The 13,625-nt window shown below is 64.5% G+C and carries 22 protein-coding genes and 3 pseudogenes; 8 read left to right on the top strand and 17 right to left on the bottom strand.

Going from position 1 to position 13,625, the window contains the following annotated elements; translation table 11 throughout:
- The first annotated feature begins 94 nt into the window (after positions 1-94).
- From NOF53_RS14800 to NOF53_RS14840, 8 genes and pseudogenes are all read left to right on the top strand, one after another.
- On the top strand, positions 95-556 hold the full coding sequence (locus NOF53_RS14800) for a YbaB/EbfC family nucleoid-associated protein (RefSeq protein WP_255969746.1): 462 nt from the start codon (positions 95-97) through the stop codon (positions 554-556).
- On the top strand, positions 553-867 hold the full coding sequence (locus tag NOF53_RS14805) for a WXG100 family type VII secretion target (RefSeq protein WP_255969749.1): 315 nt from the start codon (positions 553-555) through the stop codon (positions 865-867). Before NOF53_RS14800 ends, NOF53_RS14805 begins: the two co-directional genes overlap by 4 nt.
- On the top strand, positions 867-1,556 hold the full coding sequence (locus tag NOF53_RS14810) for a WXG100-like domain-containing protein (RefSeq protein ID WP_255969752.1): 690 nt from the start codon (positions 867-869) through the stop codon (positions 1,554-1,556). The genes NOF53_RS14805 and NOF53_RS14810 overlap by 1 nt, the downstream gene beginning before the upstream one ends.
- Before the next feature lie 75 nt (positions 1,557-1,631).
- Positions 1,632-2,926, top strand: a pseudogene (locus NOF53_RS14820) (TIGR03086 family metal-binding protein).
- A gap of 23 nt (positions 2,927-2,949) precedes the next feature.
- Positions 2,950-3,741 (top strand): VOC family protein, encoded by a 792-nt coding sequence (locus NOF53_RS14825; RefSeq protein WP_255969761.1) that lies wholly within the window; start codon positions 2,950-2,952, stop codon positions 3,739-3,741.
- Between the two features lie 26 nt (positions 3,742-3,767).
- The gene (locus NOF53_RS14830) at positions 3,768-4,145 is read left to right on the top strand and encodes a TfoX/Sxy family protein (protein ID WP_255969764.1); all 378 of its coding nucleotides are present in this window, start codon (positions 3,768-3,770) and stop codon (positions 4,143-4,145) included.
- A 168-nt stretch (positions 4,146-4,313) separates the two neighbouring features.
- Positions 4,314-4,601 (top strand): annotated as a pseudogene (locus tag NOF53_RS14835) (hypothetical protein); the annotation flags it as partial.
- Between the two features lie 327 nt (positions 4,602-4,928).
- Positions 4,929-5,166, top strand: a pseudogene (locus tag NOF53_RS14840) (hypothetical protein); the annotation flags it as partial.
- A 147-nt stretch (positions 5,167-5,313) separates the two neighbouring features.
- Here the strand turns inward: NOF53_RS14840 and NOF53_RS14845 are convergent.
- From NOF53_RS14845 to NOF53_RS14925, 17 genes are all read right to left on the bottom strand, one after another.
- On the bottom strand, positions 5,314-5,523 hold the full coding sequence (locus NOF53_RS14845) for a hypothetical protein (RefSeq protein ID WP_255969767.1): 210 nt from the start codon (positions 5,521-5,523) through the stop codon (positions 5,314-5,316).
- 35 nt (positions 5,524-5,558) lie between these two features.
- Positions 5,559-5,918 (bottom strand): type II toxin-antitoxin system PemK/MazF family toxin, encoded by a 360-nt coding sequence (locus NOF53_RS14850; protein WP_255969770.1) that lies wholly within the window; start codon positions 5,916-5,918, stop codon positions 5,559-5,561.
- Positions 5,919-6,464, bottom strand: coding sequence for a Panacea domain-containing protein (locus tag NOF53_RS14855; protein WP_255969773.1), 546 nt, complete (start codon positions 6,462-6,464; stop codon positions 5,919-5,921).
- A 334-nt stretch (positions 6,465-6,798) separates the two neighbouring features.
- Positions 6,799-6,996 (bottom strand): helix-turn-helix domain-containing protein, encoded by a 198-nt coding sequence (locus tag NOF53_RS14860; RefSeq protein ID WP_255969776.1) that lies wholly within the window; start codon positions 6,994-6,996, stop codon positions 6,799-6,801.
- Positions 6,997-7,064: 68 nt separating this feature from the next.
- The gene (locus NOF53_RS14865) at positions 7,065-7,286 is read right to left on the bottom strand and encodes a helix-turn-helix transcriptional regulator (protein ID WP_255969779.1); all 222 of its coding nucleotides are present in this window, start codon (positions 7,284-7,286) and stop codon (positions 7,065-7,067) included.
- Between the two features lie 11 nt (positions 7,287-7,297).
- Entirely contained in the window at positions 7,298-7,633 is a 336-nt protein-coding gene (locus tag NOF53_RS14870; protein ID WP_255969782.1) for a hypothetical protein, read from the bottom strand.
- Positions 7,634-7,696: 63 nt separating this feature from the next.
- Complete coding sequence (locus NOF53_RS14875) at positions 7,697-7,900, bottom strand: hypothetical protein (RefSeq protein WP_255969785.1); 204 nt, start codon at positions 7,898-7,900, stop codon at positions 7,697-7,699.
- The gene (locus NOF53_RS14880; protein WP_255969788.1) at positions 7,897-8,253 is read right to left on the bottom strand and encodes a terminase; all 357 of its coding nucleotides are present in this window, start codon (positions 8,251-8,253) and stop codon (positions 7,897-7,899) included. The genes NOF53_RS14875 and NOF53_RS14880 overlap by 4 nt, the downstream gene beginning before the upstream one ends.
- A gap of 331 nt (positions 8,254-8,584) precedes the next feature.
- Positions 8,585-9,361, bottom strand: a complete 777-nt coding sequence (locus tag NOF53_RS14885) for a hypothetical protein (protein ID WP_255969790.1) — start codon at positions 9,359-9,361, stop codon at positions 8,585-8,587.
- A 3-nt stretch (positions 9,362-9,364) separates the two neighbouring features.
- Complete coding sequence (locus NOF53_RS14890) at positions 9,365-9,514, bottom strand: hypothetical protein (protein ID WP_255969793.1); 150 nt, start codon at positions 9,512-9,514, stop codon at positions 9,365-9,367.
- Complete coding sequence (locus tag NOF53_RS14895; protein WP_255969796.1) at positions 9,511-9,891, bottom strand: helix-turn-helix domain-containing protein; 381 nt, start codon at positions 9,889-9,891, stop codon at positions 9,511-9,513. Before NOF53_RS14895 ends, NOF53_RS14890 begins: the two co-directional genes overlap by 4 nt.
- Before the next feature lie 157 nt (positions 9,892-10,048).
- Positions 10,049-10,396, bottom strand: a complete 348-nt coding sequence (locus NOF53_RS14900) for a hypothetical protein (RefSeq protein WP_255969799.1) — start codon at positions 10,394-10,396, stop codon at positions 10,049-10,051.
- A gap of 103 nt (positions 10,397-10,499) precedes the next feature.
- Positions 10,500-11,291: a WhiB family transcriptional regulator gene (locus tag NOF53_RS14905; RefSeq protein WP_255969802.1), complete on the bottom strand. Its 792-nt coding sequence runs from the start codon at positions 11,289-11,291 to the stop codon at positions 10,500-10,502.
- Positions 11,292-11,484: 193 nt separating this feature from the next.
- A complete protein-coding gene (locus NOF53_RS14910) occupies positions 11,485-12,357 on the bottom strand; it encodes a helix-turn-helix domain-containing protein (protein WP_255969805.1) in 873 nt (290 codons plus the stop codon).
- 273 nt (positions 12,358-12,630) lie between these two features.
- A complete protein-coding gene (locus NOF53_RS14915; RefSeq protein WP_255969808.1) occupies positions 12,631-12,822 on the bottom strand; it encodes a hypothetical protein in 192 nt (63 codons plus the stop codon).
- Positions 12,819-13,220 carry a hypothetical protein gene (locus NOF53_RS14920; protein WP_255969811.1) on the bottom strand — a complete coding sequence of 134 codons (402 nt, stop codon included), beginning with the start codon at positions 13,218-13,220 and terminating at the stop codon, positions 12,819-12,821. The genes NOF53_RS14915 and NOF53_RS14920 overlap by 4 nt, the downstream gene beginning before the upstream one ends.
- Positions 13,221-13,320: 100 nt before the next feature.
- Positions 13,321-13,527, bottom strand: a complete 207-nt coding sequence (locus NOF53_RS14925) for a helix-turn-helix domain-containing protein (RefSeq protein WP_255969814.1) — start codon at positions 13,525-13,527, stop codon at positions 13,321-13,323.
- Positions 13,528-13,625: the final 98 nt, after the last annotated feature.

Genomic DNA, 13,625 nt, shown 5'->3' on the forward strand with positions numbered 1-13,625 from the left:
AGGAGGGAACCGAATGCGGGACTGCTGCGTCCAACCCGGTGACAGGCAACTACGCCGAGCAGGGATGCCCGGCAGACCGCATGGGAGGAACTCGATGGTCGACCCGGCCGCGCGCGACGAACTGCGCGCACGCAACGAAGCATTTCGTCATCAGCTCGATTCGATGCTCGACACGCTGCGACGGCAAGCCGACAGCCTCGTCCGGGCCCGCGCCGAGGTCGCGAGTGCGACAGGCTCGGGTACGTCGAGCGACGGACTCGTCCGGATCGGCGTCGATGCTGCCGGAATCGTGACGGCCGTCGATCTGTCCGCGGATACGTTTCGGCGCACCAGCCCCGAACGACTGGGGTCCTCGATTGCAGAGGCGGCCCGTGGGGCCGTGGCCGATGTGCGCCTGCGAACCGCCGACGCCCTGGCGCCCGTCCTCGAGGCCCGCCGCGACCTGCCGGACCTCTCCGAGCTGGTTCCCGATGCTCCGCGCCTGGGTGACCTGCAGCCGTGTTCCGCCGAAGAACCAGGATGGGACGTCTCGGTCCTGCGCAGGGCAGACCGATGAGCGCAACACTGTGGGTCGACCCGAACCATTTCCGCACCGTTGCGCCACGGTTCGGCGGGCTCGCGGACACGGCAGACGCTCTGATTGCCGAGCTGACGAGCGCGCTCGACGCCGAAGGCGCTGCCTGGGGTTCCGACGAGGGTGGAACGGCATTCGCGGGGCACTACATTCCCGGAGCGGAGTCAGCGGTGCACGCCGTCGCGTCCCTCGTCGCGCTCTTCTCCGCGATCGGCGACGGGATGCGAGCCACTGCCGAGTCCTTCGAAGCAACGGAAACGCGGTTCTCTCAGGAACTGGGCGGGGCGTTCTGATGGGCATCGAACTTCCCGAGGTCGTGAAGCCGGTGGCGTGGCTCGCGTCCGGTTCCGACTGGCCCGCGACCGACGAGACGTCGCTGCGCCGGCTCGCCGATGCGTGGGGCATCGCGTCCACGGGGCTGATGAACCTGGCAGAGGAGGGCGACGCCGCAATGCGCGACGCGTTGTGTGCCGTCGAGGGCGACGTCGCCACGGCGATGTCCCAGCACTGGCAGAAGTTCGGCGGAGACACCGGCGCCCTCCGCGATCTCGCGGCACACTGCGAAACCCTGTCCGCGACGTGCGAGTCGACCGCGACCGAAGTCGAATACGCGAAACTGTCGATCATTGCGGCGCTGGCGATTCTGCTGGCGGAACTCGGGGCGATGGCAGCTGCAGCAGTACCGACGCTCGGCGCGAGCACAGCTGGTGCGGTTGCGGCGGAAGCAGCCACTCAGGTCACGATTCGGATGATCATTCGGGACCTGATCGTGTCGGTCATCGAACATGCCGCAGTCGCGGCAGCCCAGAGCGTCGCCCTCGACGGCGGAATCCAGGCACTGCAGATCGTGACCGGTGGCCGGAACGGGTTCGACGCCGACATGCTGAAGAACTCCCTGATCGGCGGAGCAACCGACGGTGCCATCAGCGCACTGTTCGGCGAATCCTGGGTCGACGCCTACGGCGCCGCGTCCCGCCGGTAGCGCGGTCGGCCCGATGACGACATCCGCGCGTTCGACCCATTGCACAACGCGTTAGCCGGGACTAACGTATTGGACGTGCTCGACCAGTTGGAAGTTGCAGCCGAGCCAACCCGGAGACGCTTGATGCACCTGCTGACATCTGGTGAACAGACCGTCAACATGCTCGCGGCGCACTTTTCTGCGAGCCGGTCGGCCATTTCTCAACATCTCCGAGTACTCACGGACGCGGGGCTGGTCACCGCACGTAAAGACGGACGTTTCAGGTACTACCGGCTCGATCCACAGGGCCTTGCCCAACTCCGCACGCTGTTCGATTCGTTCTGGATCGATGAACTCGATCGGCTCGTCGCGGACGCCACCGAGGAAGCAGCTTCCAGAGGAGACCGCTGATGCCTTTCGACAAGACCGTCGTCGTCCCACTCGACCCGGACGCCACCTTCGCGCTCGTGACGGAACCCGAACGGTTGCGCCGGTGGCAAACGGTCGCGGCGCGTGTCGATTTGCGAACGGGGGGCGGGTACCGCTGGACCGTCGTGCCCGGACACTCCGCCGCGGGAACCTTCCAGGAAATCGTTCCCGGTCGGCGGATCGTGTTCACGTGGGGTTGGGAAGAAGGTACAGATCTGCCGCCCGGCGCCTCGACCGTCACCGTGACGCTCACCCCCACCGCGAACGGAACCGAGGTGCGATTGGTCCACGAAGGGCTGAACGACGAACAGGCAGCCCGCCACGCCGAGGGCTGGAACCACTACCTCGATCGCCTCGCCGCGGCCGCAGTCGCGGGAGACGCCGGCCCCGACGAATGGGCGGCTCTATCGCAACCACTGGACGAGCTGGCAAGCGCAGAAGCAACTTTGGCGGTCGTGCAGCGAGTACTCCGCGACCTCACCGCCGACGACATGTCCGAGCAGACGGCGTGCACCGAATTCACTGTCGCGCAGCTCGCCGACCACCTCGCCGGATCGATCACCACCATCGGCGCCGCCGCCGGCCCGAAAATAGAGGACGATCCCGCGAAACCCGTCGAAGCCAGGATCGCCGACGCAGCCCAGCAAGCACTGGAAGCGTGGCGGCGCCGCGGACTGGACGGGACCGTCACCATCGGGGGCAACACAATCCCCGCCCCTCTTGCCGCGGGAATACTGTCTATCGAATTTCTGGTACACGCCTGGGATTTCGCGGCAGCCGTGAACCGGACAGTCACCGTCGAGCCCGCGCTGTCCGAGTACGTACTCGACCTGGCGCACACCATCATCCGGCCGGAAGCCCGTGGTGCCGTCGGGTTCGCCGATCCGGTTCCCGCGGAGCTCACTGCCCATCCCTTCGAGCGTTTGATCGCCTTCACCGGTCGCCCACTCACGACGGCCTGACCCACTCACCGAAAGGAACCGTCATGCCGATCAAAACGAAATACCCCCAGGGAACACCGAACTGGGTGGATATACGAACCAACGACCAGGCCGCCGCGAAAGAGTTCTACTCCGCGTTGCTCGGATGGGAATACGACGACCTGCCCACCCCGGACGGCTCCGTTTATTCGATGGCGACGGTGCGGGGGCAGAACGTGGCAGCGATAGCGCCGCAGCCGCCCGGCGCCGGGCAGGCGGGAGGGCCGCCGACGTGGAATACGTATATCTCGGTCGATGACGTCGACGAGACCATCGGCAAGGTCGCAGAGGCCGGGGGCCAGGTGCTGATGCCCCCGTTCGACGTGATGGAAGCCGGCAGAATGGCATTCGTCGCAGACCCGACCGGTGCCAGCGTGGCACTGTGGCAAGCGAAACAGCACATCGGCGCGAGCCTCGTCGGAGACCCGGGTGCCTGCCTCTGGAACGAGTTGAACAGCAACGACGTCGACACGGCGGTCAGCTTCTACAACAGCGTCCTCGGGACCACCACCACGCAGATGTCGATGGGACCCGAGTACACCTACACCCTGTTCCAGGTCGGTGACGAGCAGGTCGGCGGCGCCGGTGCAACGCTGAACCCGGACACGCCAAACCACTGGCGCGTGTATTTCGCGGTCGAGGACGTCGACGCCAGCGCTGCGAAAGTGGTCGAACTCGGCGGCAGGATCGTCGAAGAGGCCATGGACATTCCCACGGTCGGGCGGATGGCCGGAGTCGCCGATCCGCAGGGCGCCGTCTTCAGTATCATGACCCCCGAAGAGCGCCCGGAGCAGTAGGTTCGAGCGCTGCGAAAGGATTCGCCATGCAGATGCCCCGGCCTACGGAAGCGGACAAGGAGTTCTTCCGTTCACTGATTCCCGACGCCCCCGGTGTTCACGTGAAGCCGATGTTCGGCAACCTCGGCGCCTTCGTCAACGGGAACATGTTCGCGGGGCTTCTCGGACCGAGCGTCGGGGTCCGGCTCCTCAGTAAGCAGGCAAACGACGAGCTGTCGTCTGCGGACGGCGTCGGCCCGTTCGGTCCCGGTGAAAAGCCGATGCGCGAATACCTCGCCCTACCGGACCGATGGCGTGACACCCCGGATCAGGCCAGGCGGTGGCTCGAACGCGCGCTCGCGGAGGTAGCGGAACTGCCGCCGAAGGCGCCCAAAGCGCGGAAGACTGCACGCCCCCGCGTGTAGAGGAATGAGAAACGGCCCCGACCCGGCACGTGTGGTGCCGGTGCCGGTGCCGCTTTCGAACACCCCACCAACGTCAATTTTTATTGAACTTTGACTCCGGGCCCGCATGGAAACGAAAGTGCACCTGAAGTCAAACTTCTTCATACTTTGACATTGGACAGTTGCGAGTCGGCGGCGTTTGCCGTGTCGGACGGAGTCAACGTGAAGGCGCTACAGAGGATGCTCGGTCACGCGTCGGCAGCGATGACGCTGGACTCGTACGCGGACCTGTTCGACGACGATTCCGAGGCCGTGGGAAGCGCCCTCGAAAAGCGCATAGAAAAGCCCCTCACCTGCGGCAACAGGCGAGGGGCCTTCGGCGGAATTGACAGGGCCCGCTATCCGGGCGAACCATTGATTCGGGTCGGGGTGACCGGTGATCGACGAGAGGATCCCCCATGTACCCGTCTCCGCTGACCACTCCGCTGTTCTATCTGCTCGGTGATACGTACTGGTATACGGCGTATCCGCTGGAAACGCTCTTTCATCAGATCTCGGCTGACCACCATGGATAACTGGTGGTTGTACTACAGCCCGTTTCCGCAGCCCGTCCGCGAGTGGCTGTGGATGGTGGTTCAACAAATCTGGTAGACCCACATCATTGAACGGATCGACCCCCGATGCTCAGCTGGTTCATGTACGTCCCGATTCCAGGATTCCGCGAGTTCTACGCGTCTGTGATCGCCCCACTACTCGGCTAACAGCAGAACGGAGTGACCGAAACCGGTGGCAGACCCGGGAAGAGCGGCCGGGCCAGGCGTGAATGTGAAGGCACTTCAGCGGATGCTTGGACACGCGTCCGCCGCGATGACTCTCGACCACCTACGCGGACCTGTTCGACAGCGACCTGGACGCGATCGGCACCGCCCTGGATAACGCCAGATCCGCCACAAGGGTGGGCAGAGCCGCCAGCGGGCAGCTAGCTCGGAAACAAGAAAACGGCCCCGACCCGGCACGTGTAGTGCCGGGCCGGGGCCGTTAATTCGGCGGAAGCGGAGGGATTTGAACCCTTCTGAGCCCCCAGTCCAGGAGGGCAAAAGCGGCCCTACCAGCGAATTCGCATCACGCTCAATACCCCAGAATCACGCCGATTCGTGGGCAAGTGTGGGCAAAGTGTGGGCACGAAACATCAGGCCTTGGCGGCCTCGGCATCACCGACGGCGTCCTCGAAATAGACGTCGGTCCAATTGCCAGCGGAGTACGCGGCCAATGAGCCGGTCTGTCCCTTGACTGTGAGCACCCCTTCGGGGCTGATGTCGAAGCGCTTCACATCTGGGTAGCGGTGGTAGGTGATGCTTCGGCTGGCGGACTTATGGAAGTTCACGCGGAGTGTGGTCATGCCCGGAAGACTATCGATCGTCCCCGACACCGTGGTCAGTACAGCCCGACGTGCTCGATGTACTTAGCCATGATGTCCTGGTACAGGTTGGGAGGCAGATCGCCGATCTTCTCCACGAGGTGGGTCTTCAGTACCGGCTGGAAGGCATGGACACGAGCCCATGATTTCTTGCCGCAAACGCTCTTCGGGATCTCGACGTCGTACTCAGTCACGTAATTCGGTGACGTCGACAACGGGCACCCGCTCACCACTACCCAACTGTCGTCGGTGCACACCTTCTGTTCGCTCAGAACCACGAAGGGGCGACGGTTGTGCATCACGCGCTCATTGTTCGGCGGCAGCGTCAGCTGGCCATCAGGCACGTAGTAAACGCCGCGCCACACGGTTAGCCCCATCTACGACAGGATTTCCGCGTTTGCCTGCCTACGCAGTTCGGCCATTTCTTCATGCTCGCGCGCCATCTCGGACATATCCCCTGAATCCTTGCGCGAGCCCATCTCGTCGCGCCGGGCCCTCAGACCCCCGAGCACAGAGGCAAGACGACTGGACGCCGAGTTGGGGCCGACCGCCGCCAGAACAGTCGAGAAATACGCCCGCATCACGTCGTCAGGGATCGGGATTTCCTTCTCATCCTCGACATAAGTGTTTCGCCAGGGCGACTCGTCGTGCGTCATCTCCCGGAGATCCCATGCCGAGTAATGGCCATACTCCGACCACACATCCTCAAGCACGCCTTGGACATGTGCAGGTAGGCCAGCCGAGACCTCATCGGTGCGCGCGCTCAGTTCGATCGGACGGTTCCGGTAGCTCGAAAACATTCGGTAGGCCTCGGGCGCTACAGGGCCGTGGTCCCATGCCTGCACTGGCTCCGGGAGCAGGGGTCGACCGACGCGCGCGAGCGTGAAGCCATGGGCGTAATACATGAGCTTCTGCAGCTTCATGTGCGTGAGAGGTTGACCGGACTCCGATGCCTTCGCAGCGAACCACTTCGCTACTGCTAGAGAGTTGCGAACCTCAGCCACTCATCTCACCACCCATCAACACGTCTCTTTTACTCACAGGTTCTACACAAATCAACGACTAGCTATCCCCACATGTTCCACAGGCTGACTTGACTGTACCGACAATCTATGCGATCTCCGGGGATCTCACAGCATCGGGGTGGATTACCTGCAGTCATACTAAGGAGTACCACCGACAACTCCAGGTGGTCTTTCGCTCACGACTGTATCCGCGTTACGCACGCTCCCCACAGTTTCCACACGTGACGGGCTGTCAGTTCCGCGATGTGCGGCAACGTCGCGAGCGCAGCCATTCGTGGACGTCATCGGACGAGATGCGGATGTACCGGCCCGAGCGGCCGATGCGGACGTACGCGAGTTCGCCGGATCGGTACATCCGGCGCACCGTCTTCTCTGAGACGCTGAGCAACCTTGCGGTATCCCCTACAGTCAGAAGTATGGGGAGACTCATCGTGGAGATGATGCTCGGTGACGAGCGGGTCCGGACCTTTTTCGTGCCTCACGAACGCAGGTGCCGAGTCACCCAGCTCGCTCGCATCGATACCGCGCGGCGATGAACGCTCGTAGGTCCGCTGGCACGATCCGGTGCTTACGTGGTGAGAGGACGACACGCGGAAGGTCGCCGCGGCGCGTCATGTTCGCGACGACTTTCGCCGAGACGCCGAGCCGTTCACCTGCCTGCTCGTAGGTCAGCAGTGGCTCGTCGGTCGTTGGCGCGTTGTATGGGCGCAGGTGCGTCATTCCGCTGAGCATTACAGTCCGGCGCGCCACTCGCTCGGCGATGCGGGCAACCGTCGGATGCCCTGCCGCGGCCGGTCGGGATCGGCCGGAGTGAACACGCCGTACACGCCGCGGTCATCGCCTGCGAGGTACTGCTCGTGCTGCTGCTGGGCACGTGTGGCGAGCAGCTCCTCTCGAGCAAGCGCCTTCTGACGCGCCTCTGCCCGTCGCCGCCACCACGCCCGCGCAGCGAGGATTGCAGCGTAGGCCAGGACCCCGAAAGCAACGGTGACGAGGATCAGCTTCCAGTGCCGCAGGACCAGGGCGAGCACGAGGAGCGCGACAGCAACGGTGACGACGTTCTTCATGGGCGACGCCTCCTGGAGCGAGGGGTGTACGCAGTATTTACACCCTTGCGGTGACGGCTTCGCTTAAATCTTGCTCTCGTCCCACGGTTCGTCCGGTGTCGAGGCGGCGAGTTCGATCCACCACCCGTCCGTGATCTCCTCGGGGATCACGTTTCCCGCGGCCTGCCACTCGTCCAGGGCCAAGCGCCACTCCGCGAGGCTCGGCCAGGACTTCGGGTCGAGGAGTTCAGCGGGGACACTGCCGGGAATCTTGACCCGGCGCTTCACGACACTGCCCCCGTGATCCCGTACACGCCCCGTGGCGCGCGGCGCGGTTGCTTCGGCGCCGAGTCTTCCTGCACGCCGCTTTCGAGCCCCAGCGCGGCCACGAGGCGGGCGAAAGCGATTCTCTGCTGCCGCAGCTCGGGCAGCGCCGGGTGTACCCGCGTGCCCTGAGACGATTCGTTCAGCACGCCGTCTCGCTCGAGTACCTTCTGCAGCGCGTCGAGGGCGTCGGCGGTGCGGCAGGCCTGCAGGAGTAAGCCACGCTCATGTTCGGCGAGCTCGAACTCATCGGTCGTCGACGACCACAGCCGCTTCCCGGCCGCGCGCAGTCCGGCCGGCGTCCTCGTCTGGCTCATCTGGCTTCCTTAGGGTCGATGTGATTCGGGTGCTGTGGATGCAAGACCGCCTATGCCGTGAGAGGCGGGGGAGAGGCGGTCGGGGGTGCCTCCCCCTGGGTTTGCATAACCGCAGGTCAGGGCGTTGCGCTTCTGCGCCCTTCCGCAGGCTGAGGCCGACGGCCGACTCGCGCCCGCAGTCCCCCGGTGAGGACTGCGGGCGCTGCGACGCTGGTGGGATCTTCGGCTGCAAAGGATCAGTCCTCCCCCACCATCCATTCCTCGGGCCCGGCCGTTCTCAGTCGAGCGAGGTGAGGTTGACGTCGCGGTCTCCATTGCACGGTCAGCGCGACTAAGCGTGACTGTGGGCCTTGTCGCGTTCTTGCCACTCTTCCCGGACTCGCTCGCACCGCTCCCGGAACTCGTCGGGGGTTGCGAGCGACAGCGGGAAGCCATGCAGCACTGCACCGAGCACGGCAGAGTCCAGATCGCGCGGCGTGGGGATCCTGTCGAGCTGGTCGGCGGTGAGATCGGCGATAACCAGTGGGCGCATGTCGTTCTGCACCCCAATGTTGGGGTGAGTGAGCATCGCGATCATGGCCCACAGTGGAACCAGGGTTCGGATGCGTTCTGCCGCGTCGTACGCCCTACCCCACAACGTCATGTGCGTTGCGGTCACGCTACTGAGCCCTTCACGACTGGACAGGTCCAATGCGGGGATCTTGGTACGGGCTTCCTCGATGGTTTCGGCGGCGACGACAAACGCTCTGTGGAGTTCATCGAGGAGGTCATCGGAGTGTTCAACGATGACCTGACGCCGAAGGAGTTCCACGTGGTCTCGCACCATTCCCGGAACACCAGCCTCCGAGAGTTGCTTGCGGACGAGCAGCTCCCGGACGGTCTTGTCGTCGGCAATGTCGCTGCCGCTTGCGACGGCGGCGATCACGGCTGCCGACAGGTCACGGCGCCACGTCGGGTCTGCAGGGTCGACGACCTGGCCGGTGATGTCGTACGTCTCGGTCAGTTTGTCGAGTGCTGCGGTGAAGGCGGCGGGGATGGTTGCGCCGACATGCGGGAAGTTCTGACGCATCATGCGCACGATGAACTGGGGGCGGTCAATGTTGTGCATGTGTCAGTCCTCACTGTCGGTGGAGAAGATGTTGCGGGTGAACGCCCTCATCGCTTCCCCGGTGTCTCGGGCCTCGGTTATCAGCCGGGTCAGTTCGTCCTCGCTGAGCGCTGCCAGGTAGTCGGCGATCGCTCGTCGGTCAGGTGGGGTCATGCTGCCTTCCGTCCTTCGAGATGTTCGGTGACGGCCTGGTGGTCGAGCATCCATCGGCCGGCGTGGAGTTGGCCCCCGAGTGCCGGCGCTTTGCGTCGGGCCTGACGGTTACTGCATCCGAGCATCTTCGCCGCCTCCTCGGTCGTTATCCATCGCGTGGTCTGTGAACGAGTGTTGCTGTTCACCAGCGCTTTCGCGTCCGTCTGTCCGCCTGCGGCCAGTTCTGCTGCGATTACGGCGAGATGCGCGGGGACGGGCAGTCCGTTGCGGCGGCGCGCAGCGAGCGCGACGGCGACGGCGAACCGCACCGCCTCGACCGCAGGGCCGGTGAGCAGGACGACGTCGGGCGCGAGCCGCTGTACGAGAGGTCTGCTCATCGTGCGGACCTCTCAGCAGCGTCGTGAAGATCGTCGGCCAGGGCGCGAGCCTCACTGGCGGTCATGGCGATCAGCAACCCTGCGAACCGCAGAGTGATGGACCGAGTGGCTGCGTGGTCCACAACGATCCTGGCGGCCAGATTGCGCGCGTGGAGCCTCATGAGTTCTCGTCCGGACCTATGCGCGGTGAGACATCCGCGGCGGCGGTGAGCTTGTCGACCAAGGCGACAGTGCCGCGAGCGACGGGGATGTGGCCGGGCACCGGCTGTGGGTTGGCTGTGTCTCGTCGTGCGGGTAAGCCGCCCGATGCAGGGACGCCATACACCAACGAGAGCGCGTCCGGCAGCGATCGAGGCGGTTCCAGACCGAAGTGAGGAACCCACAACTCAGTGATACGTGCGCGTTCGGCTCGATACTCGGGGAATGTCGCACCGGTAAGCGGATCGACATAACTGGTATCGAGGAAAATGACCCCGGAAAGGTCGACCCGACCGATTACGGGCACCAGGTGAGGGCGTTCGCGACGAACCTGCAGGTCAAACCTGAGCGCTCGCTGGACGGTAACCCGGAACTGTTGGTCAGTATCAGCGTGAATTCCACAGCCACAATCAGCTTGGGGCGCCCTGTGCTCCTGCAGGTCGCAGACAGCGTGCAACGAGGCACCGATCCAGCCTGGACCGCTTCGCTCGGTGTTCCGGCTCTGCATGTACGGCGATCGAAGGAGTGTGTCGGTCGACGTGTCGACGCTCCAAAGTCGCCAGCCCAGGATTGTGGGTGCCGGGAAAATATGGTGGGCAGCAGCTGAAGCGATTCCATTCGTGGGTGCGTTGCTGGGCGGCGGGGAACCAGGCGTGATCATGACGCGCGATCCTTTCGTGGACGGCCGACCTGCCAGCCTGGGGAGTGGTGTTCTGGAGCTGACCCGCCCACACGCCCTCGATGTGCCGGGAGTGCTCGGCGGCGACGTCGCGGCAGGCGGTGCGGACCGGGCACCGAGCGCAGATGCGTGCAGCGGCGGCATGCCTTGCGGCGCGGTCCGATTCCTGCTCGTTCTCGTGCCGGTCGTCGAACAACTCGTGGCGACCGACGCATGCCGCACCGCGTAGGCGCGGATCGATGAGTCCGACGAGCACCTCGATCGTCTTTCGCTGCCGAACGCGCTCGTCGAGCGCCGAGACGGCCTTACGCTTCGGCGTCGCCGACGCATCGCTGTTCCTCGGTGTCAGACCGGCTCTCGCCTTCCGGGCGTTGAGCGCCGCCCGCAGCCGGTCCGTGCTCGCACCGCGGTCAGCTTCGCGCAGCGACCGCTGAGCCTCCGCACGGGAGGCCGTCACGGGCACGCCCAGGCGCTCGAGTTCGGCGATCGTCTCGGTGACTTGCTCGTCGGTCGGTGACGGCATCGCCGTCCTCACTGGGCTCAACGCTTCGAGCAATCGTTGACGTCAGCCGTGCGCGCCAAGTGCGGACGGCACTGCAGGCATGGCACGGGCCGACCGTCGAGGTCTTCGCCGAGCCAGCCGCTACGGCAGTCGGGGTGGTGGGGTGCTGTCGGAGCGGGAGTGCTGTCGACGCGTTCTCCCGTGCGGTCGTGTGTCATGCGCCCTCCTGGGCTCGGTTCTCGTCGATGCGGGTGTGTGCCCGACGTAGGCCGCCTTGCCTCGGCCGGGCGTGGCGGTCGTTGAGAATTGCGTATCGAACAGAGCCGTAGTCGCATCCTGAGGCGAGGAGGTCTCGAGCCCTCCCTCGCTCCCCCGTCCAGAATCCCCCGGGAAGCTCCTGATCGATCCACCCGAGAGGGTTCAGCGCGGGGTCGAGTTCGGGCCCGATGGTGGCGAGCGCGGGAGTGCTCGGCGGCGGCTCGGTCTCGCGTGGCGCTCCCTCGAACAACTCGGCGAAGCCGGTGGGGGCGGTCGGTCCCTCCGCGACGATTTCGGTTTCGATCTCTTGCGGCTTTTCATCCCCAGCCCCGCGCGCGCTCGCGCCCGCGTTGCTCAGGTGAGACGAACCCTGATCCAATTCCCTGGTGTAAGGCCCTGGTAGTTCTTTCTGGTGGGGGGTAAGTGAGTTACCCCCTTCAAAGGGTGCCGATTTACCCCCTTCCGAAAATGGCTTACCCCCTTCCTGAAAATCATTTACCCCCTTCGGTGAGCCGGAAGGGGCTAACTCAGTTACCCCCTTGGGGATAAGCAACGCGTACACATTTGCCTTGCCCTTCCAGTGCGCGTTACCCCCTGGATCTGTGAGCACGAGCCACCCCTTCTCGGTGAGGTTGCGTAGGGCCTTCTTCGCGGTCGGGAGTGAAACGCCGGCCGCTTCGCACAGTCGTGGAAGGCCGGGATGCGCGTTCGTCAGGTCGCCGTTTGCGAATGTGCTCAGGTTCACCAACACGCGGTACTCAGCGTGCGTGAGATCGGCACCTCGCAGAGCCTCGTAGAAGGCAAATTTGTTCAGCGACTGACGGGGCATGGTTCACCGGCCACCTGGGAGGTCGGGACGATGTGACCCACTGCCTTCTCGGCTAACCTGTGTCTCAGGCATGACGGGCCTTTCTGGTGATGGATCGGGGCGCGAGCGACTGGGGCTCGTGCCCCGATTGCTTTCCAACGGGGAACGTTTGCGTCGGGCCTTCGCTGGAAATACGTTGCTGCTCAGATCAATTCGGCCACCTTCGATAGTCGACCAGAATCCATGCGATCGACCGCGAGAACAGAAGTCTGGCTAGCACCGCCTCGACGACACTCATGGCCGAACCTCGTCGCCCTGGGCCTCACCGAGCACCGCCGCCAGCTCGGTCACCAAGTGCGTGGCCTCATCGAGGGCGAGCGAGAGATGACCGTTGAGGCCGAACACAATGCGGATCGTCTTGTTCTCGACGACATGCTTCACCGTGGGCAGCTCGTCCATCACGACGTCGGCGATCAGATACATCACGCAACCTCCTTGCGGGAGAGCGCCGGGCACTGGGCCGCGCAAGCGGTCTGGAACGCGGCCCAAGGGTCTGCGACGACGGAGACGATCGTTGTCCAGCAGTTGCCCGTCTCGTGTTCGAAGAATCCCCATCCGGTGGCCTCGGTCGGCTCCTCGCCGCGCCAGACCTCAGCGGCGGTCCCGCGAAGCACTCCGAGCATGCGCTCGTCCGCTCCGACGAACGGGACGATCGAAATCTCGCCCGACGTGCGGACGTAGACCCTGCCGACATCGGCCCAGTCGAGTCCATCCGCCTGCCAATGCGTCATCTGGCCGCATGGCTCAGCTACCCGGATTCCGAAGACCTCGACTGCGGCGTCCGAGCTGACCGGCTCGGTGCGGTACGTGAACTGTGGGATCATGGCCGTGACTCCTGCTCATATGCGTGGGTTGGGTCCGTATTGCCCTCGAGCCGGTTGCCGCCGGCCTCGGGGGCGTTCTCGTTGATGGGCGCGGGAAACATCAGACAGCCAGCGGACGATCGTCAGTGCGCTGGTATGTGTTCGCGTCCACGTAGGCGCGCAAGTCATCCCAGCGATAGAGCACACGACGACCGTGCTTAACGAAACGCGGCCCCGTCCCTTGGTATCGATCCTGCGCGAGCCGCTGGGTAGTGGTGCGGAGAAACTCGGCTGCCTCGTCGGCGGTGGCGAGCGGGGAGGGTGACATATCGTCGCTCCTAGTCTGCGAGTTATGAACATCTGGGCGGATCATGCTTATTCATACTAGATCGATTGGCATGCTGCAAGCTCTGAACTAAAATCTGC

Source organism: Rhodococcus tibetensis (assembly GCF_024438035.1).
Lineage (GTDB): Bacteria > Actinomycetota > Actinomycetes > Mycobacteriales > Mycobacteriaceae > Rhodococcus_F > Rhodococcus_F tibetensis.